Genomic DNA, 20,934 nt, shown 5'->3' with positions numbered 1-20,934 from the left:
AGCTGGAGCCGTCGAAGTCAGCGCCGGACGTAGCCGAGCAGGCGGAGGATCTGCCAGTACAGGAAGACCAAGCCGACCAGCAGCCCGAACGCGCAGTACCAGGCGTACCGGCGGGGCAGTCCGGCCCGGGTCGACCGCTCGACCAGGTCGAAGTCGAGGATGAAGCTGAACGCGCCGGCGATGATCGCCACCACCGAGAAGACGTACGGCAGCCAGCCCACCGGCGCGGTCAGGCTGTAGACCGCCACCCCCTGCCGCCCGGTGAACAGGTACGCGACCAGGTTGACCAGGCTGAGCACCAGGATCCCGAGCAGCGTGCCCGCGACCAGCCGGGCCATCCGCGGGGTGGCGCGGACCACCCGGGCCCGGTAGAGCAGCGCCATGCCGAGGAAGACGCCGAAGGTGCCGATCACCGCCTGCACCACGATGCCCGGATACACCTGCTCGAAGGCCCGGCTGGCCACCCCGAGCAACAGCCCTTGGAGCACCGCGTACCCGACGATGAGCGGCGGGTTGGTGACCTGCCTCAGGGAGATGACCAGCACCAGCGCCAGGCTGGCCAGGGAGCTGCCGGCCAGGGCCGCCGGGATCCACACCGCCTGCGGCACGACCACCCAGGCGACCGCCGCGGTGACGCCGGCGAGCAACAGCAGGCCGACCGTACGGCTGACCACGTCGGTCACGGTCATCGTGTCGGCCGCGCCGAGCACCTGACGCTCGGCCCGGCGGACGTCGTCCAATCGGGTCAGCACGGGGTTGGTACTCCGCACCGTGACCTCCTCGCCGACGTACCCGCCCTCACTCTGCCCCGGACGGGCCGGTGGTGGCGGGAAAACGACGACGCCCGCCGCCGCGGTCGCGGCAGGCGGGCGTCGGTGGTCGGACGGCGGTCAGTCGTCGCCCTGGAGGTAGCTGAGCAGGCGCAGCACCTCGAGGTAGAGCCAGACCAGGCCGACGACGATACCGAAGGCGGCGGTCCAGGCGTAGCGCTGCGGGAGGCCCATCCGGACGCCCTCTTCGATGTTCGCGAAGTTGAGCACGAAGCTCAGCGAGGCGACCACGATGCAGACCAGGCTGAAGACGATGGCCAGCCCGCTGCCGTCGCGCAGGTGGGTGTTGACCCCGAAGAGCGAGAGCACCAGGTTGATCATCATGGTGGCGAAGAGGCCACCCATGATCGCGACCATGATCTTGGTGAATTTCGGGGTGGCCCGGATGACGCGCGCCTTGTAGAGCATCGTCATCACGAAGAAGACGCCGAAGGTCGCCACCACGGCCTGGAGCACGATGCCGTCGTAGAAAGACTCGAAGGTCTTGCTCACCGCACCGACGAAGACACCCTCGATGATGGAGTACGCCACCACCAGGGCCGGGTTCGCCATCCGGGAGAACGAGATGATCAGGCCGAGCACCAGGCCGACCACCGCGCCGCCGAGCCAGGCCGCCCCGAGCAACTGGTCCGGGACGAGGACCCAGGTGGCCGCCGCGGCACCGCCGAGGATCGCCAGCATGGTGACCGTCTTGACGACGACGTCGTCGAGGGTCATCGGGGTCTCGGTGACCGGCGTCACCGGGTAGGCGGGACCGGCCGCGTACTGCGGCTGCTGCGGGTACGGCTGGTACTGCTGCGGATATCCGGGCTGACCGTACGGCCCGGGCTGGGCGTACCCGGCCGCCCGCTCGCGTTCGGCCGCCTGGCCGAACCGCGAGAGCACCGGGTTCGAGGTCTTCACTTTCAGGCCTCCCTCAGGGGGTCGATGCACGTGAACGTGCCTCTCCAGGGTAAACGGGACGTGCACCGCCGCGCCCGGAGTGAAGCTGTGGGAAACCTGAGAGTCTCGGTGCCCGGGGCGGGGCTCGAACCCGCACGCCTCGCGGCAGCCGCTTTTAAGGCGGCCGTGTCTGCCGTTCCACCACCCGGGCGGGTGACACCCGCGCGTCGACGCGCGGCGGTGCAGGTCTCACCGTAACCGTTGCGCGGCGAGCCGGCGTACCCGGCGGGGAGCCGCCGTTATGGTCGAAGCCGTGACCAGCGCCGCCCGTACGGCCCTCGGCCCGGCGGGACGCCTCGACCCGGCGGTCACCCGTCCGCGTACGGCCCGCCTGCTGGCCGCCGTGGCCCGGCACCGCGCGGGCCTGTTCGCGGGACTGTCCTTCGCCCTGCTCGCCGGATGGCTCACCCACGGCCTGTGGCCGGCACCGGGACAGCGGGTACTCGCGCTCAACCCGGCGGACCAGACCCTCTACGAATGGTTCCTGGCCGTCGACGCGCGCGCCCTGCTGGGCGACTTCGGCCTGCTCACCGACCGGCTCAACGCGCCGGACGGGGTCAACCTGCTGACCAACACCACGGTGATCGCGCTCGGCGTGCTGCTCGCCCCGGTCACGTTCGCGTTCGGCGCGCCGGTCACCTTCGCGCTGCTGGCCGCCGGCAACCTGGCCGGCACGGCGATCGCCTGGTACCTGCTGTTCACCCGGGCGCTGCGCGCACACCCGCTCGCCGCGGCCCTCGGCGCGGCGCTCTGCGGCTTCGGCCCCGGCATGGTCTCGCAGAGCAACGCGCACCTGCACATGACCGCCCAGTGGCTGGTCCCGCTGCTCGTCTGGCTGGTGATCCGGATGCTTCGGGCCGCCGACCCCGCTGGCCGGACGGGCGGCGCGGACCGCCGCCGGGTGGCCACCTCGGCCGTCGGGCTGGCCGCGGCGGTCACCGCCCAGTTCTTCGTGGGCGAGGAGGTGCTCTTCCTGGCTGCGGTCACCCTGCTGGTGATGGTGCCGGCGTACGGGCTGGCCGATCGGGCACGGCTGCGCCGGGCGCTGCCCGCGTTCGGCGGCGGGCTGGCGATGGCCGCCGTTCTGGCGGGTTTCGCGCTCGGTTACCCGGTGTGGTATCAGTTCGCCGGTCCGCAGGCCGTCTCCGGGGCGCTGTTCGACCCGTACCACTATGCCGCCGACCTGACCGGCTGGGTGACCCTCTCCCCGCTCACCGTGCTGGGTGACGACGCCGCGTCCCGGCTGGCCACCGGCCCGGCCGAGTACAACACCTTCCTCGGCTGGCCCCTGCTGCTGGTCACCGTCGGCTGCGCCGCCTGGCTCGGCCGCCGGCCACCGGCGGTCGCCTGCGCGGCCGGGGCCGTGGTGATGGGCGTCCTGTCGCTCGGCCCCGAGGTGCTGGTCTCCGGCGTACGGAGCGGGTTGCGCGCCCCGTACGCGCTGCTGGTCGGGCTGCCCGTGACGGAGACCGCGCTGCCGACGCGGTTCGGCCTGGCGGTGCTGCCACTGGCCGGAACGATCCTGACCCTCGCCCTGGACCGGGCCCTGGCGGGACGCGGCCGGGTCCGGCGGCTGGTGCCGGTGGCCGTCGGCGTGGGTCTGCTCAGCGTCTTTCCCACGCCGCTGCCGACCACACCCCGGCCGCCGCTGCCCGAGTTCGTCACCGCCGGCCACTGGCGGCAGTGCGTACGCCCCGGCGGGGTGCTGGTCCCGGTGCCGGCGGCCACCCCGACCGACCCCGGGCCGATGCGCTGGGCCACCGCCGCGAACGCCGCGTTCGGCGTACCGGAGGGCTTCTTCATCGGCCCGTACGGCCACGACGGGGCACCCTCCGTCGGCACCTACCCGCAGCCCACCTCGGCTCTGCTGGCCGACGTCGCCGCGCGGGGGGTGCCCCCGACGATCGGCGACGAGCAGCGCCGGCAGGCCGCCCGGGACGTCCGCTTCTGGGGTGCCTCCTGCCTGGCGCTGACCGACGACGCACCGCACGCGGGGGCCCTGCGCCGGACGCTGGAGGCGCTCTTCGGCCCGGGCGCCCGCGTCGCCGACGCCTGGACCTGGCGCTTCTGACCTGGCCCGAGCCCGCCCGACCTCAGCGGACGGGGGCGGAGGCCTCGGCGAACTCCTCGCGCGGGTCGTGCAGCTGGCCGAGCGCGACCACCTCACGCTTGAGGAAGAACGCCAGCGTCCAGTCGACCACGACCCGGACCTTGCGGTTGAGCGACGGGATCCGCGACATGTGGTACGTGCGGTGCATGAACCAGGCCGGCCAGCCGGTCATCTTCACGCCGTAGACCTGCGCCACGCCCTTGTGCAGGCCGAGGCTGGCCACGCTGCCGGCGTGCTTGTGCTTGTAGTTGACCGGCTCCCGGCCCCGCACCACGTTCGCGATGTTGTCGGCCATCCGCATGGCCTGGCGCACCGCGTGCTGCGCGCTCGGCGAGCAGTAGTTGCCCGGCTCCTTGGTCAGGTCCGGCACCGCGGCACAGTCGCCCGCGCTCCAGGCGCCCTCGAGCACCCGGTCGCCGTCCACGATCTGGAGGGTGGGCAGGCAGGTGACCCGGCGACGCTCGTCGCGTGGGAAATTCGTCGCGTCCAGCATCGGCGACGGCTTGACCCCGGCCGTCCAGACGATGGTGTCGGTGGGGAAGCTGTCGCCGTCGGAGAGCCGCACGATCCCGTCGACGCAGGATTCGAGCCGGGTGTCCAGCCGGATGTCCATGTTCCGCTTGAGCAGCTGCTGCACCGTGTAGGCGCCCATGTCCCGATCGACCTCGGGCAGCACCCGCTGGGTGGCCTCGACCAGCACCCAGCGCAGCTCGTCCTGCTTGAGCTCCGGGTAGTAGCGAAGCGCGTCCCGGGCCATGTCCTCCATCTCGGCGAGCGCCTCGATGCCGGCGTAGCCGCCACCGACGAAGACGAAGGTCAGCGCGCGCCGGCGGACCTCCGGGTCGGTCGTGGCCGCCGCCACGTCGAGCCGGTCCAGCACGTGGTTTCGGAGGAAAATCGCCTCGCCGATCGTCTTGAACCCGATACCGTGCTCATGCAGGCCGGGAATCGGCAGCGTCCGGGAGACCGAGCCCGGGGCGACCACCACGTGGTCGTACCGGATCTCCCGGGTCGGGCCACTGATCGGCTGCACGGTGGCGGTCTTCCGGTCGTGGTCGATCCGGGTGACCGTGCCGGCCAGAACCTTGCACTTACGCAACTCCCGCCGCAGTGGCACCACCGCGTGCCGCGGCGAGATGTTGCCCGCGGACGCCTCGGGGAGGAACGGCTGGTAGGTCATGTGCGGCTGCGGGTCGACGACGATGACCTCAGCCTCACGAGAGCTCAGCTTCTTGGACAGGCGCAACGCGGCGTACAGGCCGACGTGCCCGGCGCCCACGACAAGGATCCGCTTCGGATTCACGCTATCCATCTTTCCCCGGGCGGCTCGGCTAATCCCTTTCGAGACCCCGTTCTGTGACAGAGCACAACCCTTGTGACCTGCACAACGTACCGAGACGTCCCGCTATCTGCGACGCAGGAGCCAGCCCAACAGCGCGCTGAGCGCCACCGCGACGAGCAGGCCGGCCAGGGTCACCGCCTGGAAGCCGCGCTCCCCGCCGACCCCGCCGAGCCAGGCCAGCACGACGCCGATCACCGCACTGGCCAACACCACCACGCCGGCCCGGACCAGCCACCGGACCACCAGTTCCGGGTCGACCACCGCGTCGAACGGCAGCAGCGCGGCCAGCGCGCAGAGCGTGTGCGCCAGATAGAGCAGGGCCGCCACGGCGAGCAGCCGCCACAGCGCCGGCGGCCGGTCGAACCCCAGCGTGGCGAGCAACCAGCCGGCGACCGTGACCAGCGCCGCGAAGGTCGGCCAGACCCGGCGCGGCCCGATCGCCGGCAGCACCGCCACCACCGCGAGGGCCGCCAGCGACCGCGGGTTGAACACCTGCACCGGGTACGCGACCAGGAGACCGACCAACACGGCCAGGACGATGCCGGCACGCACCAGCAGCGGGGTGAGGCTGATCCGGCGGACCTTGTACCGCACGGCCCGCACCCGCTCGTGCAGCCCCTCGACCAGGTCGTTCATGCGTACCCGCCTTCGCCCGCGCTCACCGGCCACCGACCCGCGGCGCGGTCGCCAGCCGGGCCACATCCCGCAGCACCTGGTCGAGGCTGCCGGCGCCGGCCCAGCGCACCACCGGTACGCCGTGCTCGCGGAGCTGCCCGATCATCGTGTCCCGGTCCAGCCGCCACAGCCGGTACGCCACCTCGGCCCAACCCCGCTCCCTGGGCACCGGCAGGTCGGCCGGCAGGGTGTCCACCGCCACCACGAACCGCCCACCCCGCGCCATCCGGGCCAGCATCTGGGCGGATCGCTCGTCCAGCAGCGGAGTGAGCACCACCACCAGCGCGTCCGAGGAGGGCAACTGGAGCCCGAAGACCTGCTCGTACAGCTCGTGCGGGGACGACTCGGCCCGCACGTCGAGCAGCCATTCCAGCACGGTCAGATACTGCCGGCGGCCGGTCGCCGGACGCAGCCTCCGGGCGGCCGGGCCGTACTCCAGCAGCGCCACCCGGTCGCCCCGGTGCAGGTAGTGCTCGGCGATCGCGGCGGCGGCCCGCACCGTGGTGTCCAGCACGGAGGCCGGGCCGCCGATGCCGCCGGAGCGACCCGCCTCGGCCAGCACGTCGAGCAGCACCACCACCTCGGCGTCCCGGTCCGAGAGGGTGGCCGCCACGTGCAACTGCCGGGCCCGCAGCGACACCCGCCAGTCGATCCGGCGCAGCCGGTCGCCGGGAGCGAAGACCCGTACGCCGGCCAGCTCGCCGCCCTCCCCGGGCCGACGGGAGTGGTGGGCCCCGACCAGTCCGGCGGCCCGGGGCATCGCCTCCACCGCCTCGAACGGCTCCGTCATCGGATAGACCCGCGTCCGGACCGGATCGGTGATCACAGCCCGCGAGACCAGCAGTCCGTCGGCGGCGGCGACCCGCACCCCGGCCGGCCCGACCGGGTGCCGGCCCCAGCGCAGCGCCGTCCCGGTCAGCTCCAGGTCGATCGCCCTGCCGGAGGGCAGCGAGGTGGCGAAGGGTCGGTCGGCCCCGCCGGACCGGCTCACGTCCACCCCGGCCCCGCCGAAGCTGGCCTTCTCCACCCGCAGCCAGCGCGACATCCGGGTCCGGACCACCGCCAGGTCGTACGACACGGTGTCCGGGTTGGCGACGGCGACCGCGGCGGCCATCGGCGTGCCTTCGACCAGGTGCGCCTCCCCGGTGGCGATCTCCAGCTCGGGCAGCGCGGTGGGGCGGCGGCGCAACCCGTACGCGGTGCCCAGGGCGAACGGTGTGGCCAGCACGACCAGCTCGACCCGGCCGAGCAGCACGGCCGCGACCAGCAGCAGCCCGGTGAGCAGCACGGCCCGGCCGAGCGCCCGGGTGGGCGCCCAGCCGCTCACCGGCTCGTGACGGTCGGCCATCAGCGCCCGACGGACCCGGCCGCGTAACTGGGCAGCGCGCCGCTGGCCGGGGCGGGCGTGGAGGTCAGCACCTCGCCGACGACGAAGGACGGGTCGACCCGGCGCAGCCACATCTCCGGACGGAGCGTGATCCGGTGGGCCAGCGCGGGCACCGCCACCGCCTTGACGTCCTCCGGCACCACGTAGTCACGGTTGGCGAGGACCGCCCGGACCCGGGAGAGCAGCAGCAGCGCCAGCGAGCCGCGCGGCGAGGCGCCGACCAGCGCGGAGGGGTGTTCCCGGGTGGCGGCGGTCAGCGCCACGATGTACCGGCCGATGGAGTCCTCGACGACCACGTCCTCCAGCGCGGCCTGCATGGCGCGCAGCGTCTTGGCGTCCACCACCGGCTTGATCTCGGCCTCCTCCCGGCGGCGGGCGATCCGCCGGCGCAGCACGTCCCACTCCTCCTCGTGGTCGGGATAGCCGAACGACACCCGGAGCAGGAACCGGTCGAGCTGCGCCTCGGGCAGCGGGTACGTCCCCTCGTACTCGATGGGGTTGGCGGTGGCGAGCACGTGGAACGGCTCGTCCAGCCGGTACGTCACGCCCTCGACCGAGACCTGTTTCTCCTGCATCGCCTCCAGCAGCGCCGACTGGGTCTTCGGCGGGGTCCGGTTGATCTCGTCGGCGAGCAGCAGGTTGGTGAAGACCGGCCCGGCGCGGAACGAGAAGTCGCCGCTGCGCTGGTCGTAGAGGAAGGAACCGGTGACGTCGGCGGGCAGCAGGTCCGGGGTGAACTGGAGGCGGCGGAAGTCCAGCCCGAGGGCCTGTGCGAACGAGCGCGCGGTCAGCGTCTTGCCCAGACCGGGCAGGTCCTCCAACAGCACGTGCCCGCCGGCCAGGATGCCGGCGAGGACCAGCTCCAGCGCGTCCCGCTTGCCGACCACGACCGTGCCGACCGCGTCCAGCACCGCCTGGGCCAGTCGACCCACCTCGGCGGCGGGCATGCTCCGGTCCACGTCGTTCATCACAGCTTCTCCAGTTCGACGACGATCGCCGCGAGCACGCGCGGCGACGGGGGGCGGTGGGGGGGCGTGTTGAGGAACGTCCACAGCGGCTCTCCCAGCAGGGCACGGGCGCGGGCCGGGTCGGACTCGCGGGTGACGCCGTGCTTCTGGCGCAGCCGTTCGTCGGCCAGCTCACCGAGCCGGGGCAGGATCCGGGTGGTGAACCGCTCCCGGTCGCCGGCACACCAGTCCAGCGGGCGTTCCCACCCGTTGATCGCGGCGCGCAGCGCGTCCTGGGCGGCCCAGTTCCAGCTGCCCGGCTCCTCGCCGCCGGGCGCCCGGCCGCCGGCCCGGGGCGGCGGCGGGGGCGCCAGCGCGGCGGTGACCCGGCGTACGGCGAGCAGGGCGAGCACGCCCGCCACGAGGATCCAGAGCGAGACCTGCAGGCCCACCGTGCGCAGGCCGACCACGACCACCACCACGATCGCCGCGGTGCTGGCGAGCGTACGCGCCAGCCAGCGCAGCCGGCCGCGCCGCTCGGGGGCCGGCTCCTCGGCGTACGTCTCGGACGACAGCAGGTCGTCGATGCTGGTGCTCATGCCGTCTCGCTCATCGTGGCCCCTCGCCGACGCCGGCCAGGCTGGTCAGCTCCCCGCGCAGCCGGCGCAGCGCGGCCCGGGCCTGGTCGCGCATCCGCTCGTCGACGGTGTGGGTGGCATACCGGGCCTCGCGGTAGACGTGCGCGAAACCGTCCAGCACGTCGGTGCTGGCGATCGCCGGGACGCCGGCCGCCGGGTCGCCGCGCAACAGCCGGCTGACCAGATCCGTGGAGGTGTCCTCGGCGAGCCGGGGCACGCCGGCCTCCTCGGCGGCCTCCTCCAGCCGGACCCAGCAGGCGATCACGGCGGTCCGGGGGTCGGTGGACCGGTCGTCCAGCTCCACCAGGCCGGCGTCGAGGGCGGCCACCACCTCCCGGGCGGTGCCCTCGGCGGTTCGCCGGACCCGCTGTGTCGGGATGGCCCGGGTGGTACGCCGCAGCGCCCCGCTGACCACCGTCCAGATCGCGTACCCCATGGCGACCAGGGCGGCCAGACCTAGCACGACCAGCGCGGCGGTGAGGATCCACTGGGGAATTCCGGCGGAGGCGGGCTCTGCCGCGTCCCGTGGTTCGACCGGGATCGAGGGCGTCGGCTCGGCGGTGGGGTACTCCGGCACGTACGGGAGGTGGTCCGCGACGGGCGGGATCCGGCTCGCCCCGATCGTGGAGTGCCCGGCGGCCAGGGCGACGCCGGCCAGCAGCAGGGTCACCACCGCGACCGGCCACCACCTGCGCAGTACGCCGAGGTCCATCCCACCGCCCACGCGTTCCTCAGTCCACCCCGGCCAACTGTTTCGCCCGGGCGAACACGTCGTCCAACATCGCTGGTGTCAGCCGCCCGGTGAAGGTGTTCTGCTGGCTGACGTGGTAGCAGCCGAGCAGCGCCGGTGCGGACGTGCCGGACCAGTGTGCCCCATGGCCGAAGGCCGGGCGAGGTGTGGGCGGGCGCTGATCGTAGACACCTCGCAGAAGCGGCCACCACGCCGCCCACGCGAACGCGCCCAGCGCGACCACGACCCGCAGGGTGGGCTGGATCAACGCGACCTCGCGGTGCAGCCAGGGCGCGCAGGTGTCGCGCTCGACCGGGGTGGGCTTGTTGTCCGGCGGCGCGCAGCGCACGGCGGAGAAGATGCGGGTCTCGCGCAGGGTGAGGCCGTCGTCGACGGCGACGCTGGTCGGCTGGTTGGCGAGCCCGGCGCGGTGCAGCGCGGCGAAGAGCACGTCGCCGGAGCGGTCACCGGTGAAGATCCGGCCGGTGCGGTTGCCGCCGTGCGCGGCCGGCGCCAGGCCGAGGATCGCGATCCGCGCGTCCGGCGCGCCGAAGCCCGGCACCGGCCGCCCCCAGTACTCCTGGTCGCGGAAGGCCGCCCGCTTCGTCCGGGCGACCTCTTCCCGCCAGGAGACCAGGCGCGGGCAGGCGAAGCAGTTGCCGACCGCACCGTCGAGGTCGGTCAGGTCGGTCGCCCGCGCGGCGCGGGCGACCACATCCTGCGGGGTACGCGGCTCAGCCAAGCCTGGCCCGGAAGAGTTCCAGCGTGCGGGCCCACGCGGTGGCGGCGGCCCGCTGGTCGAAGTGCTCCGGGCGGTCCTCGTTGAAGAACGCGTGCGCGGTGCCCGGGTAGTCGTACGTCTGGCAGGCGCCGCCGGCGGTCTCGATGGCCCGGCGTACGCTCTGCACCCCGTCGGCGGCGGAGGTGCCGTCCGCCTCCGAGCAGTGGATGAGGGCGGCTTTGCCCGCGTAGTCGGCCCAGTCCGTCCGCATGCCCTCCCAGGGCAGGCGGGGGTAGAAGCCGGCGGTCGCGGCGATCCGCTTCGAGAACACGCCGGACCAGAGGGCCAGGCTGGCGCCGGCACAGAACCCGGCGCACCCGATCCGACCGGCGACCTCGGGCCGACCGGCGAGATATTCCGCGGCGGCGGCGATGTCCGTCGCCGCCTCGTCCATCTGCGTGCTGTTCAACATCTGCCGGGGCTCACTCGGCCGGCTGGCCGGGCCGCCGTGACGGAAGTCCGGCGCGAGGGCGACGAAGCCGGCCTCCGCGAAACGGTCCACCACCGCCCGGACGTGGGGCACCAGGCCCCACCAGTCCTGGATGACGATGACCGCCGGGCTGGCCGCACCGTCGGAGGGTATCGCGAGATACCCCTCGCTCGTCCCTCCGTTGCCGGTGAAGCTCACCATCTCGCCCATCGACCCGTCCTCCTAGCGGTCAGTCATCGTTGGCTGGTCGCACAGTGGGTGTTACGTGCGGGTAGCCTGCCACGCGCTGACCGGCGCACGGAAGACGCGCGAAGAGTGGCATTCACCTCCCGTTCGGCTTGCGAACGAGGCAGAGCAGGTAACCGTCGCCGTCGTCGCCGACCCGGTAGAGGACGTAACCGTCGTCACCCGCGTGGAAGTACGGCTCGCACGCGACCGCCGAACGGTTCCGCGCCGCCGTCGGGTCCTGCACCCGGCCGACCACCGTGTACGCGGCGTCGCCGGACCCACACCCGACCACGCGGGCGTCGTCGGCCGGTTTCGCCTCCACGCCGGCCACCCGGGGCAGCTCCGCGACGCAGTCGCCGGCCTTCGCCTCGGCCGTGCCGTCGCCGCCGGCGAACAGGTCGCGCAGGTCGCCACCGGGCCCGACCCGGATCAGCAGCCCCACCAGCAGGGCGGCCGCGACGCCGAGGAGGAGCACGAGCACCCCGAAGACGGCGCCGAGACGGGACGGCCGGGGCGGGGCGGGCGCGTCGTCGATCTCCGGCGCTGCGGACGCGAGGGCAACCTGCTCAGGCACGGGCGTTCCCTTCGTGGGAGTCGATGAGCAGACGACACCGTAGCGACCGACTCCGGGCACCGCCGCACCACCCCACCGCTTTTGTCCACGATGGACGCCGTGAGGGGCGCCCGCCGGTCGGCGGGCACCCCTCGGGCGGTTCAGCGGGTCGCGGTCGGATCCGGCGGGGCCGGCGCTCCGGTCGGCGGCGGGGGCGGGGCCGTCGCGCTGGCGGTCGGCGGGGCCGGCGTGCCGGCGGTCGGCGTGGCCGTGGGCGACGCGCTCGTGGGCGACGCGCTCTCCGGCGGCGTGGGCGACGCGCTTTCGGTCGGCATGGCCGGCGCGAAGGGCGCCTGCTCCGGGCAGTACGGATAGACGTTCCGTGGCGGTGCCGTCAGCCTGCCCAGGTCGTCGCAGGTCGGATACCCAAGCCGGATCGGCACACCGTTCTGGTCGAACAGCCGGGCGTTGCGGACCAGCCGCCCCTGCTCGTCATAGACGAAGACGTCCTGGATCGAGTCGTACGGGTTGCCCACCGAGACGTTGTCGTAGCTGGCGAACTCGTCCGAGCTGGCGTGCCGGTCCACGTTCAGCAACACGGCGACGGCGAAGAGCAGCAGGCTGGCCGTGCCGACCCGCAGCAGCCGCCGCGGCCAGCCCCGCAGGCCGGCGGAGCGGTGCCCCAACCAGACCGAGGCGAGGACCGTGCCGGCGAGCAGGAACAGGCCGGCCAGCGGGTTGCCGCTGAGCCGGGGCAGCAGCCCGGACGGCTCGCCGAGCATGGCGGAGATCAGCAGCGCGGCCAGCCAGCCGCGGACCAGCCACCACGCCGGGCGCAGCGGCCGGAGGAACTCGCTCGCCGTGGCGTACCCGAGCAGCGGGCCGAGCCGGGCGTCCAGGCGTTGCGACAGGGCGGCGAGCCGGGCCCGGAGGGCGCCGTACCGCCGGTTGAGCGACGATCCTGCACGGTCGCCGTCCACGCCGGCGGCGGCCCGCAGTTCGGCCGCGTACCCCTCCGGGGTGCCCAGCCGGTCGACCAGCGCGCCGTCGCCCTCGGCGGCCACCTCGGCCAGGTGCTCCGGCAGGTCCTCAGTCAACTCGTCGCGGATGACGGGTGGCAGGTCGGCGAGGGCGGCCCGCACCCGGTCAACGTAGTCCGCGATCTCCTGCCCAGTGACGGTCATGCCGCCATCCCCCGATCATCGAGCAGTGCGTCCATGGTGGTGGCGAACGAGCGCCAGGTCTTGCCGGAGCGGGCGAGTTGGTCCCGGCCGGCGGCGTTGAGCGCGTAGTACTTGCGGTGCGGGCCGGACTCGCTCGGCACCACGTAGGTGGTGAGCAGGCCGGCGGCGAAGAGCCGGCGCAGGGTGCCGTAGACCGAGGCGTCACCGACCTCCTCCAGGCCGGCCTCACGCAGCCGGCGGAGGATGTCGTAACCGTAGCCGTCCTCGTCCCTGAGCACGGCGAGAACGGCCAGGTCGAGCACGCCCTTGAGGAGCTGCGTCGTATCCACGCTTCGCACGGTACTGTGGATTGCGCAGTACCGTCAAGAAAACAGTAGCTACCCGCCGGACCGGCCGTAGGTTGAGGGCATGTCGTGGAGCGCCTACGCCTCGTTCCTGCTCTTCGCCCTGGTGCTGGTCCTGATCCCGGGTCCGGACTTCGCCGTGGTCACCCGCAACACCCTGGCCGCCGGCCGCCGCCGCGGCAGGTGGAGCGCGATCGGGGTGGCCAGCTCGAACGCAATACAGGGCGGCACCGCGGCAGCCGGGCTGGGTGCGCTCGTCGTCCGCTCCCAGCCGCTGTTCGAGACGATCCGCTGGGCCGGGGTGGCGTACCTGCTGTACCTCGGGGTGCAGGCGTGGCGCTCGGCCTGGCACGGCAGCTACCCGCCGTTGGCGGGCAGCCCCGCCGGCGCCTCCGGGCAGGCGTTCACCGGCTTCCGACAGGGCTTCCTGTCGAACATCACCAACCCCAAGGTGCTGGCGTTCTATCTGGCCGTACTGCCACAGTTCGTCGGCCCGTCAGCGCCACCGGACGTGCTGCTCGCCTTCGCGCTCAGCCACGCGGTGCTGAGCCTGGCGTACCTGATGGTGCTGGTCACGGCGCTGAACCGGATCCGCTCGGTGCTGTCCCGACGGCGGGTACGGCGCTGGCTGGACGGCCTGACCGGGGTGGCCCTGCTCGGCTTCGGCGCCCGACTCGCCGCCGAGAGCGCCTGAGCCACGCGGTTGACGGCCACCCGGTGCGAATCGACCGCGATGCGTGACAACGCGGAGCCGACAGCGTGACGGCACTCCCGCCACCGGGAGATCCATTCTGTGCCGGCACTTAAGTTTCGCTTATGGGACCCGCTGATCCACCAAGACGATCGGTACGTTGCCCGAATGCGACACATCGGAACCGTGATCGCCGCGGCCATCGTGGGTCCGCTGGCCTGGATCCTCTTCGCCCTCGGTCAGGATCGCTCAGCGCACGCGTTCGCGGAAGCACAGAACGGCGGCACCCTGGACAGCGGCGACTTCGTCCGCCCCGCCCTGGTGCTGGCGGCAGCCGGAATCCTGCTCGGACTCATCGCCACGCTTCGGTTCTCCCCGCTGGGCGCGGCGCTGACCGGATTGTTCTACTCGGCCAGCTACCTGGGCCTGCTGGTCAGCCCGACCGCGGTGCTGGGGCTGCTCGACCACGAACTGCCCCTGAACGGCTACCGGATCGACCTGGCGGCTCCCCTCCGGACCGGTACGACACTGCTGGTGGGCTCGCTGATGCTCGTCGCGGTCGCGAGCGTCCGCCGTTGGCAGCGGTGGCCGCAGCCCGGGGCCGAAGCATCCACCGCGCTGCTGCCGGACGAGATCCTCCCGTCCGAGACGCGACGCGACCAACCACTGGGCGCGGACGGCCTCGGCCTGACGCCCCACCGGACACCCGAGCCGGAACTGGTCCGGACCGGCGCTTCGGACCGGGCCGGTCGCTCGGACGCCACCAACACCACCGACGGGGCCGGCCGCTCGGACTGGGCCGGCCTGCTGTCGGGCGGCGCCGGGGACCGGACCGCACGACCCTCGAACTGGCCGCGCCAGCCGTCGAGGTGATCCGCTGACGGCTCAGGGTCGAAGGGGTGCTCGGTCTCCCCGCCGGGCACCCCCGGCACCCAGGCACCCGTTTGCCTACCCGAGGCTCCAGGCGATGCCGTCGAGGATGTCGTGTTCGGAGGCGACGACGGACGGCATCCCGGCGCGTTCCATGATGACCCGCAGCACCAGCGCACCCGCGCCGATCACGTCGGCCCGGCCGGGGTGCATCACCGGGATGGCCAGCCGCTGCTCGCGAGTCTTCGCCAGCAGGTCCGCGGTGACCTCCGCGACCTGCTCGTACGACACCCGGGCGTGGTGGATGCGCTCCGGGTCGTACGCCTGGAGCCCCTGCGCGATGGCGACCACGGTGGTGACCGACCCGGCGAGCCCGACCAGCGTGGCCGCCTCGCGCCCCGGCACCACCGCCAGCGCCCGGTCCACCGCCACGGCGATGTCGGCCTGCGCGGCGGCGATCTGGTCGAGGCCGGGCGGGTCGCCGTGCAGGTGCCGCTCGGTCATCCGGACGCAGCCGATGTCCATCGACACGGCCGCCTGGACCCCGCCCTCGCGGGTGCCGACCACGAACTCCGTCGAGCCGCCGCCGATGTCGACGACCAGATACGGCGACCGGGCGTCGGCGGGCAGCCCGCGCACCGCGCCGGTGAACGAGAGCCGGGCCTCCTCGTCGCCGGTGACCACCTCGGGCGGCACGCCGAGGGTCTGCTCGACCATCGCCCGGAAGTCGGCGGCGTTGCTGGCGTCCCGGCTCGCCGACGTGGCGCACATCCGGATCCGCTCCGCACCGAACTTCTCGATCTCGGCCGCGTAGTCGGCGAGCGCCACCCGGGTCCGCTCGATCGCCTCCGGTGCGAGCCGGCCGGTCCGGTCGACGCCCTGGCCCAGCCGGACGATTTCCATCCGGCGGCACAGGTCCACCAGCGGCGCCTGCGGCCCGGCCTCCGGGTCGGGCAGGTCGGCGACCAGCAGTCGGATCGAGTTGGTCCCGCAGTCGATGGCGGCCACGCGCGTCGTCACGGCAGCAACCCTACGGCAGCCCGCCCCGCCGCGCCGCAGTGATCGACTCGATGTACGGCAGGTCAGGGTGTCCGCGAACCGGAACAGGCCGATAACCCGCGAGGCCGGCAGCCGGTTCAGAGGCGCAGCAGCATCCGGGTGTTGCCGAGGGTGTTCGGCTTGACCCGTTCCAGGTCGAGGAACTCGGCCACACCCTCGTCGTACGAGCGGAGCAGCTGCTCGTAGACCGGCTGCGGCACCGGCGCGCCGTCGATCTCCCGGAAACCGAACGAGCCGAAGAACCTGGTCTCGAAGGTGAGCACGAAGATCCGGGCCACACCGAGTTCGCGGGCCGCGTCGATCAGTTCGCCGACGATCCGGTGCCCGATGCGGTGCCCCCGGCAGGCCGGGTCGACCGCCACCGTACGGATCTCGGCCAGGTCCTCCCACATCACGTGCAGCGCCCCGCAGCCGACCACGGCGCCGTCCGGCGCCACCGCCACCCGGAACTCCTGGACGTCCTCGTAGAGCGTGACGGTGGCCTTGCTCAACAGCCGCCGGTCGTCGGTGTAGGTGTCGACCAGCCGCCGGATGCCGCGCACATCCCCGGTGCGGGCCCGACGGACCACGATCTCGCCGACCGTCATCTCACTCCGCCGCCGGGACGTCCACGCACGGGCCGGCGGCCCACCACTTCTCCACCAGGGCGAGGGTCTCGTCGCCGAACGGGTTGACGCCCGGCCCGGCGGCGAGCGCGTGCCCGAGGTGCACGTGCAGGCACTTCACCCGCCCGGGCATGCCGCCGGCCGAGATACCGGCGATCTCCGGCACCTGGCCGATCGCCTCCCGGCGGGCCAGGTAGTCCTCGTGCGCGGCCCGGTACCGGGCGGCCAGCTCAGGATCCTCGGCGAGCCGTTCGGCCATCTCCTTCATCAGGCCAGCTGACTCCAGCCGGCTGCACGCCGCCGTCGCACGCGGGCAGGTCAGGTAGAACAGCGTCGGGAAGGGCGTGCCGTCGGCCAGCCGGGGCGTCGTCTCCACCACGTCCGGCAGGCCGCACGGGCAACGGTGCGCCACCGCCCGGGTGCCGCGGGGCGGACGTCCGAGCTGCGCGGCCACCGCGGCCAGGTCGGCCTCGGTGGCCGGTTGCCGCTCCGGCGGGGGTACGGAATCCGCCGCCGGATCCTGCGGTGGTACGACGCTCACCGGTCAGCCTTCGTTCGCGACTGCGGGGCTCGCAAACCCGGCTCACTCCTCGCGCTCACTGGGCCGGTCTTCGTTCCCGACTGCGGGGCTCGCAAACCCGGCTCACTCCTCGCGCTCACTGGGCCGGTCTTCGTTCCCGACTGCGGGGCTCGCAAACCCGGCTCACTCCTCGCGCTCACTGGTCCCTGTCTCTCGTCGGGTGATGTTCAGATGGTGGTCACTTGGCGGGGCGCTCGGCGTTCGCCGCCTGCACGCTCGACCACAGGGTGTCGTACCAGCGGTCAGGCTGCTTCGACGGCCCCGGCTGCGTGCCCTTGCCGGCGTCCTGCGCGGCCCCCTCCGGGTCGGAGAGCACCACCAGCGGGGTCTCTCCCGTCCGGACCATGAAGAACCGCTCCCGGGCCTGCGTCTCGATGTACGCCGGGTCCTGCCACTTGGCCGCCTCGGCCGAGAGGCCCTCGATCACCTCGCGCTGATCGGCCTGGGACGCCTCCATCCGCGCGATGTCCGCCTGCTGGTCCAGATAGACCCGCACCGGGTAGGTGTAGGCCAGGGCGAGCGCGATCAGCACCGCGAAGAGCACGGTGGCCCGCCCGGTGAAGCGCCGGGGGTGGGGTGCGGTGAGCCGCTTGACCGCCCCGCCGGCCGCCGTACGCCGGGCGGCCGCGGGACGGCTCGCGGAGCGTACGGCGTCGGCGCGGGTGCCGCCGGGCGACCGGCCGGCGGTGCGCGGCTCGGCGCGGACGCCGCCGTCGCGGACCGACGATCGGACCCGGGCCCCGCCCGGCCGGCCGGCCTGACCCGGCCGACGGGCGGGGCGCTGACCACCCGGTGTGCGGCGCTGCTGCATCGTCACACCCCTCCCCCGGAGCTTGCGGCTCAGGCCGAACGGTAGCGCGGGAACGCGCCCACGCCGGCGTACCGCGCCGCGTCGGCCAGCTCCTCCTCGATCCGCAGGAGCTGGTTGTACTTGGCGACCCGGTCGGACCGGGCCGGGGCGCCGGTCTTGATCTGGCCGCAGCCGAGGGCGACCGCCAGGTCGGCGATGGTGGTGTCCTCGGTCTCGCCGGAGCGGTGACTCATCATGCACTTGAAGCCGGCCCGGTGGGCCAGGTCCACCGCGTCCAGGGTCTCGGTGAGCGAGCCGATCTGGTTGACCTTCACCAGCACCGCGTTGGCGGCCTTCTCGGTGATGCCGCGGGCGATCCGCTGCGGGTTGGTGACGAACAGGTCGTCGCCGACGATCTGGATCCGGTCGCCCAGCGCCGCGGTCAGGGTGGCCCAACCGCTCCAGTCGTCCTCCGACAGCGGGTCCTCGATGGACACGATCGGGTAGTCGCCGACGAGCTTGGCGTAGTAGTTGCTCATCTCCTCGGCGGTCTTCGTGCTGCCCTCGAAGGTGTAGGTGCCGTTCTCGAAGAACTCGGTGGCGGCCACGTCGAGGGCGAAGACGATGTCGGTGCCGAGCCGGTAGCCGGCCTTCTCGACGGCCTCGGCGATCAGGTCCAGCGCGGCGGCGTTGGTCGGCAGGTTCGGGGCGAAGCCGCCCTCGTCGCCGAGACCGGTCGACAGGTCCTTCTTCTTCAGCACCGACTTCAGCGCGTGGTAGACCTCGGCGCCGGAGCGCACCGCGTCCCGGAAGGTGGGCGCGCCGATCGGCGCGATCATGAACTCCTGGATGTCGACGTTGGAGTCGGCGTGCGCGCCACCGTTGAGGATGTTCATCATCGGCACCGGCAGCAGGTGCGCGTTCGGGCCGCCGAGGTAGCGGAAGAGGCTCAGCTCGGCGCTGCCCGCGGCGGCCTTCGCCACCGCCAGCGAGACGCCGAGGATCGCGTTGGCGCCCAGCTCGGCCTTGTTGTCGGTGCCGTCGAGGTCGAGCATCTTCTGGTCGATCAGTCGCTGCTCGCTGGCCTCGTAGCCGATGAGCTGGTCGACGATCTTGTCCTCGATGTTGGCGACCGCCTTCTCGACACCCTTGCCCAGGTAGCGGTCCTTGTCACCGTCGCGCAGCTCGATCGCCTCGAACGCGCCGGTGGAGGCGCCGGACGGCACCGCGGCGCGGGCGATCGTGCCGTCGTCGAGCCCGACCTCGACCTCGACCGTCGGGTTGCCCCGCGAGTCCAGGATCTCCCGGGCGACGATTCCCTCGATGGTTGCCACTGAGTCGCTCCTCGATTGTGTGTTCCGGTCCGGATGGGCCGCGACGGTGCGGCTGAGGCAGGTGTTGAACGCAGCGTATCGGGCGACGCCCGGTCGCACGCCTCCACCCGGCGCCAAGCAGGGGTACGGACTCGGACCCCGGGCCCGTACCCTACGGAGAGTTGGACGGACATTCCCGGTTTATCGGGGGTCAACCGGCATCGGGTTTGCGATACGTTGACCCGATCGACAAGGCTGGGCGGCATGCCCGCCGCCTCGACGACTCTCCGCGTGTTCACCGCCTCGGTCATCGCGTCGCTCACGGTCACCGGCTGTCAGGCCCTCGACGACGCCGGGGCCGCACTCGGGCGGGCCGACCTGGTCAACGACCTCGCCGCCCGAATGGACCGGGCACTGGAGCAGACCTGGGCCGCCGACTACCAACTGCCGGGCGGTCAGACCGCCTCGATCGCCCAGACGATGGAACCGCTCCGCTCCGCGTACACCTGGCCGGCGGGCAAGATCACGGTGACCCAGCAGGCCGTGACGCGCTGCGACACCAACGGCGGCCACTCCTCCTGCGTCGTGTCGCCGCCGGTGCTGACCGCCGGCCGACCGTCGGTGGTGGTCTACACCGAGGCCCGCAAGCACCATCTGGTCACCCCGCCGGCGGTGATCCGGCTGCTGACCGAGGCCGCGATCGACCGCGAGGCGACCATCGAGCAGAGCGACACCACCCTGGCCGGGCACCACGCCACCTGCGTCGACGTCACCCACGCCGGGGAACGCTTCACCGCCTGCGTCACCACCGAGGGCGTGCTGGCCAGCTTCACCGGGACCCTGGACGGCCGGCCGACGGAGATCGCGCTGAGCCGGTACACCGACACGGTCGAGCCGACCGCCTTCGACGTGCCGACCGCGGCCGAGGTGGTGGACCACCGCACGGCGACCTCGTGACCCCCACCGTGCCGGCCGGGTTCGTTCCGGGCGCCGACCGGAGCCGACCGCCCGCGCCCGGCGACCTGGCCGTGCCGGTGGCCGGGCGCCGGCTGCTGACCGGAACGGACGGGCGGTTGCACCGGATCGGCGAGCTGCCCGCCGGCCTCGACTGGGTGCCGCTCGGGACGCTGGACGGGACGCCGGCCTGGACGGCCGAACCCACCGACGCCGAGGCGCTGCCCGGACGCTGGCAGGGCTGGCGGCGGATCGCCGTCGAGCTGCCGGAACCGATGGCCACCCTCGCCGGGCGGGCGCTCTCGGTGGTCACCTGGCGGCGTACGCACCGCTGGTGCGGGGCGTGCCGGACCGAGCTGGCCGACGTACCGGGCGAGACCGCCCGGCGCTGCCCCGACTGCGGCCTGACCGTGTTCGTGCCGCTCTCCGTCGCCGTACTGGTGGCGATCACCCGCCCCGGCCGGAGCGGTGGTCCCGACGAGCTGCTCCTGGTCCGGCACGCGTACGGGCCGACGGAGCTGTGGGCGCTGGTGGCCGGGTTCGTCGAGGCGGGCGAGTCGCTGGAGGCGGCCGCGCACCGGGAGGTCGGCGAGGAGGTCGGGCTGACCATCGGGCGACCCGCGTACGTCGACAGCCAGCCCTGGGCGATCTCCGGGCCGGGCACCCTGCTCGCCGGCTTCACCGCCACCGTGTCGGACCCGGGCGCCGAGCCGGTGGTGGACGCGCGGGAGATCACCGAGGCGCGCTGGTTCCCGGTGGACGCGCTGCCGGCGGAGCTGCCTCCGGCGTACTCCCTCTCCCGCTGGCTCATCGACGGCGTCGCCGCCCGCACCCGCCGCTGACCCCGCTCCCCACAGCCCGCTCCCCGCACGCCACTCCCCACTCCCCGCACGCCGCCGCGCTCCGGCGACCGGCGTGAGAAGGGCACCCTTCTCTACCGGAGGCGTTAAG

Annotated in this window: 23 protein-coding genes and 1 tRNA gene; 5 read left to right on the top strand and 19 right to left on the bottom strand. The window is 73.2% G+C overall.

All coding sequences use genetic code 11. The features are described from left to right. Positions 1-17: 17 nt before the first annotated feature. The 3 genes from GA0070604_RS04125 to GA0070604_RS04115 form a co-directional block, all read right to left on the bottom strand. Positions 18-770 carry a Bax inhibitor-1/YccA family protein gene (locus GA0070604_RS04125; RefSeq protein ID WP_091114412.1) on the bottom strand — a complete coding sequence of 251 codons (753 nt, stop codon included), beginning with the start codon at positions 768-770 and terminating at the stop codon, positions 18-20. 120 nt (positions 771-890) lie between these two features. Beyond that, positions 891-1,733: a Bax inhibitor-1/YccA family protein gene (locus GA0070604_RS04120; RefSeq protein WP_091114408.1), complete on the bottom strand. Its 843-nt coding sequence runs from the start codon at positions 1,731-1,733 to the stop codon at positions 891-893. Between the two features lie 109 nt (positions 1,734-1,842). Beyond that, positions 1,843-1,923, bottom strand: a tRNA-Leu gene (locus GA0070604_RS04115). Between the two features lie 102 nt (positions 1,924-2,025). Here GA0070604_RS04115 and GA0070604_RS04110 point away from each other — a divergent pair. Beyond that, positions 2,026-3,843 (top strand): hypothetical protein, encoded by a 1,818-nt coding sequence (locus GA0070604_RS04110; RefSeq protein ID WP_244161736.1) that lies wholly within the window; start codon positions 2,026-2,028, stop codon positions 3,841-3,843. Positions 3,844-3,865: 22 nt separating this feature from the next. On the opposite strand, the gene GA0070604_RS04105 is transcribed toward GA0070604_RS04110, so the two are convergent. The 11 genes from GA0070604_RS04105 to GA0070604_RS04055 form a co-directional block, all read right to left on the bottom strand. Next, positions 3,866-5,185, bottom strand: coding sequence for an NAD(P)/FAD-dependent oxidoreductase (locus GA0070604_RS04105; protein ID WP_091114402.1), 1,320 nt, complete (start codon positions 5,183-5,185; stop codon positions 3,866-3,868). Positions 5,186-5,287: 102 nt separating this feature from the next. After that, complete coding sequence (locus GA0070604_RS04100) at positions 5,288-5,860, bottom strand: VIT1/CCC1 transporter family protein (protein ID WP_091126890.1); 573 nt, start codon at positions 5,858-5,860, stop codon at positions 5,288-5,290. A gap of 22 nt (positions 5,861-5,882) precedes the next feature. Further along, entirely contained in the window at positions 5,883-7,247 is a 1,365-nt protein-coding gene (locus GA0070604_RS04095) for a DUF58 domain-containing protein (RefSeq protein WP_091114399.1), read from the bottom strand. Continuing rightward, positions 7,247-8,254 (bottom strand): AAA family ATPase, encoded by a 1,008-nt coding sequence (locus GA0070604_RS04090; protein ID WP_091114395.1) that lies wholly within the window; start codon positions 8,252-8,254, stop codon positions 7,247-7,249. The genes GA0070604_RS04095 and GA0070604_RS04090 overlap by 1 nt, the downstream gene beginning before the upstream one ends. Beyond that, a complete protein-coding gene (locus GA0070604_RS04085) occupies positions 8,254-8,832 on the bottom strand; it encodes a hypothetical protein (RefSeq protein WP_091114392.1) in 579 nt (192 codons plus the stop codon). Before GA0070604_RS04085 ends, GA0070604_RS04090 begins: the two co-directional genes overlap by 1 nt. Before the next feature lie 10 nt (positions 8,833-8,842). Further along, positions 8,843-9,583 carry a DUF4129 domain-containing protein gene (locus GA0070604_RS04080; RefSeq protein ID WP_091114388.1) on the bottom strand — a complete coding sequence of 247 codons (741 nt, stop codon included), beginning with the start codon at positions 9,581-9,583 and terminating at the stop codon, positions 8,843-8,845. A gap of 19 nt (positions 9,584-9,602) precedes the next feature. After that, entirely contained in the window at positions 9,603-10,316 is a 714-nt protein-coding gene (locus GA0070604_RS04075) for a uracil-DNA glycosylase (RefSeq protein ID WP_091114385.1), read from the bottom strand. Between the two features lie 19 nt (positions 10,317-10,335). Further along, positions 10,336-11,022 carry a dienelactone hydrolase family protein gene (locus GA0070604_RS04070; RefSeq protein WP_091114382.1) on the bottom strand — a complete coding sequence of 229 codons (687 nt, stop codon included), beginning with the start codon at positions 11,020-11,022 and terminating at the stop codon, positions 10,336-10,338. Between the two features lie 112 nt (positions 11,023-11,134). Then, positions 11,135-11,614: an LppU/SCO3897 family protein gene (locus GA0070604_RS04065; RefSeq protein WP_091114378.1), complete on the bottom strand. Its 480-nt coding sequence runs from the start codon at positions 11,612-11,614 to the stop codon at positions 11,135-11,137. Between the two features lie 140 nt (positions 11,615-11,754). Next, the gene (locus GA0070604_RS04060; RefSeq protein ID WP_091114375.1) at positions 11,755-12,777 is read right to left on the bottom strand and encodes an HAAS signaling domain-containing protein; all 1,023 of its coding nucleotides are present in this window, start codon (positions 12,775-12,777) and stop codon (positions 11,755-11,757) included. Next, positions 12,774-13,106, bottom strand: a complete 333-nt coding sequence (locus GA0070604_RS04055) for a PadR family transcriptional regulator (protein ID WP_091114372.1) — start codon at positions 13,104-13,106, stop codon at positions 12,774-12,776. The genes GA0070604_RS04060 and GA0070604_RS04055 overlap by 4 nt, the downstream gene beginning before the upstream one ends. Before the next feature lie 79 nt (positions 13,107-13,185). Between GA0070604_RS04055 and GA0070604_RS04050 the strand changes: the two genes are divergently transcribed. Continuing rightward, positions 13,186-13,815 carry a LysE family translocator gene (locus GA0070604_RS04050; RefSeq protein ID WP_091114368.1) on the top strand — a complete coding sequence of 210 codons (630 nt, stop codon included), beginning with the start codon at positions 13,186-13,188 and terminating at the stop codon, positions 13,813-13,815. A 165-nt stretch (positions 13,816-13,980) separates the two neighbouring features. Further along, entirely contained in the window at positions 13,981-14,685 is a 705-nt protein-coding gene (locus GA0070604_RS04045) for a hypothetical protein (RefSeq protein ID WP_091114363.1), read from the top strand. 75 nt (positions 14,686-14,760) lie between these two features. Here the strand turns inward: GA0070604_RS04045 and GA0070604_RS04040 are convergent, their stop codons facing one another. The 5 genes from GA0070604_RS04040 to eno form a co-directional block, all read right to left on the bottom strand. Then, positions 14,761-15,690 carry a Ppx/GppA phosphatase family protein gene (locus GA0070604_RS04040; RefSeq protein ID WP_091114359.1) on the bottom strand — a complete coding sequence of 310 codons (930 nt, stop codon included), beginning with the start codon at positions 15,688-15,690 and terminating at the stop codon, positions 14,761-14,763. A gap of 128 nt (positions 15,691-15,818) precedes the next feature. Then, a complete protein-coding gene (locus GA0070604_RS04035) occupies positions 15,819-16,328 on the bottom strand; it encodes an amino-acid N-acetyltransferase (RefSeq protein ID WP_091114356.1) in 510 nt (169 codons plus the stop codon). Position 16,329: 1 nt separating this feature from the next. Next, a complete protein-coding gene (locus GA0070604_RS04030; RefSeq protein WP_091114352.1) occupies positions 16,330-16,887 on the bottom strand; it encodes a DUF501 domain-containing protein in 558 nt (185 codons plus the stop codon). A gap of 217 nt (positions 16,888-17,104) precedes the next feature. Then, the gene (locus tag GA0070604_RS04025) at positions 17,105-17,737 is read right to left on the bottom strand and encodes an FtsB family cell division protein (protein ID WP_091126889.1); all 633 of its coding nucleotides are present in this window, start codon (positions 17,735-17,737) and stop codon (positions 17,105-17,107) included. A 29-nt stretch (positions 17,738-17,766) separates the two neighbouring features. Beyond that, entirely contained in the window at positions 17,767-19,050 is a 1,284-nt protein-coding gene (gene eno / locus GA0070604_RS04020; protein ID WP_091114349.1) for a phosphopyruvate hydratase, read from the bottom strand. Positions 19,051-19,293: 243 nt separating this feature from the next. Between eno and GA0070604_RS04015 the strand changes: the two genes are divergently transcribed. Both GA0070604_RS04015 and GA0070604_RS04010 read left to right on the top strand, forming a co-directional pair. Next, entirely contained in the window at positions 19,294-19,986 is a 693-nt protein-coding gene (locus GA0070604_RS04015) for a hypothetical protein (RefSeq protein ID WP_091114346.1), read from the top strand. Continuing rightward, positions 19,983-20,825 carry an NAD(+) diphosphatase gene (locus tag GA0070604_RS04010; protein ID WP_244161735.1) on the top strand — a complete coding sequence of 281 codons (843 nt, stop codon included), beginning with the start codon at positions 19,983-19,985 and terminating at the stop codon, positions 20,823-20,825. The genes GA0070604_RS04015 and GA0070604_RS04010 overlap by 4 nt, the downstream gene beginning before the upstream one ends. The last annotated feature ends 109 nt before the right edge of the window (positions 20,826-20,934 follow it).

This window comes from Micromonospora eburnea (assembly GCF_900090225.1).
GTDB lineage: Bacteria > Actinomycetota > Actinomycetes > Mycobacteriales > Micromonosporaceae > Micromonospora > Micromonospora eburnea.
This window is presented reverse-complemented; position numbering and strand designations above follow the sequence as displayed.

Bases quoted from the DNA above. Each gene is read 5' to 3' on its own strand.
- GA0070604_RS04100 (WP_091126890.1), bottom strand. From the start codon at position 5,860: ATGAACGACCTGGTCGAGGGGCTGCACGAGCGGGTGCGGGCCGTGCGG.
- GA0070604_RS04095 (WP_091114399.1), bottom strand. From the start codon at position 7,247: ATGGCCGACCGTCACGAGCCGGTGAGCGGCTGGGCGCCCACCCGGGCG.
- GA0070604_RS04015 (WP_091114346.1), top strand. From the start codon at position 19,294: ATGCCCGCCGCCTCGACGACTCTCCGCGTGTTCACCGCCTCGGTCATC.
- GA0070604_RS04070 (WP_091114382.1), bottom strand. From the start codon at position 11,022: ATGGGCGAGATGGTGAGCTTCACCGGCAACGGAGGGACGAGCGAGGGG.
- GA0070604_RS04035 (WP_091114356.1), bottom strand. From the start codon at position 16,328: ATGACGGTCGGCGAGATCGTGGTCCGTCGGGCCCGCACCGGGGATGTG.
- GA0070604_RS04045 (WP_091114363.1), top strand. From the start codon at position 13,981: ATGCGACACATCGGAACCGTGATCGCCGCGGCCATCGTGGGTCCGCTG.
- GA0070604_RS04025 (WP_091126889.1), bottom strand. From the start codon at position 17,737: ATGCAGCAGCGCCGCACACCGGGTGGTCAGCGCCCCGCCCGTCGGCCG.
- GA0070604_RS04085 (WP_091114392.1), bottom strand. From the start codon at position 8,832: ATGAGCACCAGCATCGACGACCTGCTGTCGTCCGAGACGTACGCCGAG.
- GA0070604_RS04050 (WP_091114368.1), top strand. From the start codon at position 13,186: ATGTCGTGGAGCGCCTACGCCTCGTTCCTGCTCTTCGCCCTGGTGCTG.
- GA0070604_RS04080 (WP_091114388.1), bottom strand. From the start codon at position 9,583: ATGGACCTCGGCGTACTGCGCAGGTGGTGGCCGGTCGCGGTGGTGACC.
- GA0070604_RS04060 (WP_091114375.1), bottom strand. From the start codon at position 12,777: ATGACCGTCACTGGGCAGGAGATCGCGGACTACGTTGACCGGGTGCGG.
- GA0070604_RS04090 (WP_091114395.1), bottom strand. From the start codon at position 8,254: ATGAACGACGTGGACCGGAGCATGCCCGCCGCCGAGGTGGGTCGACTG.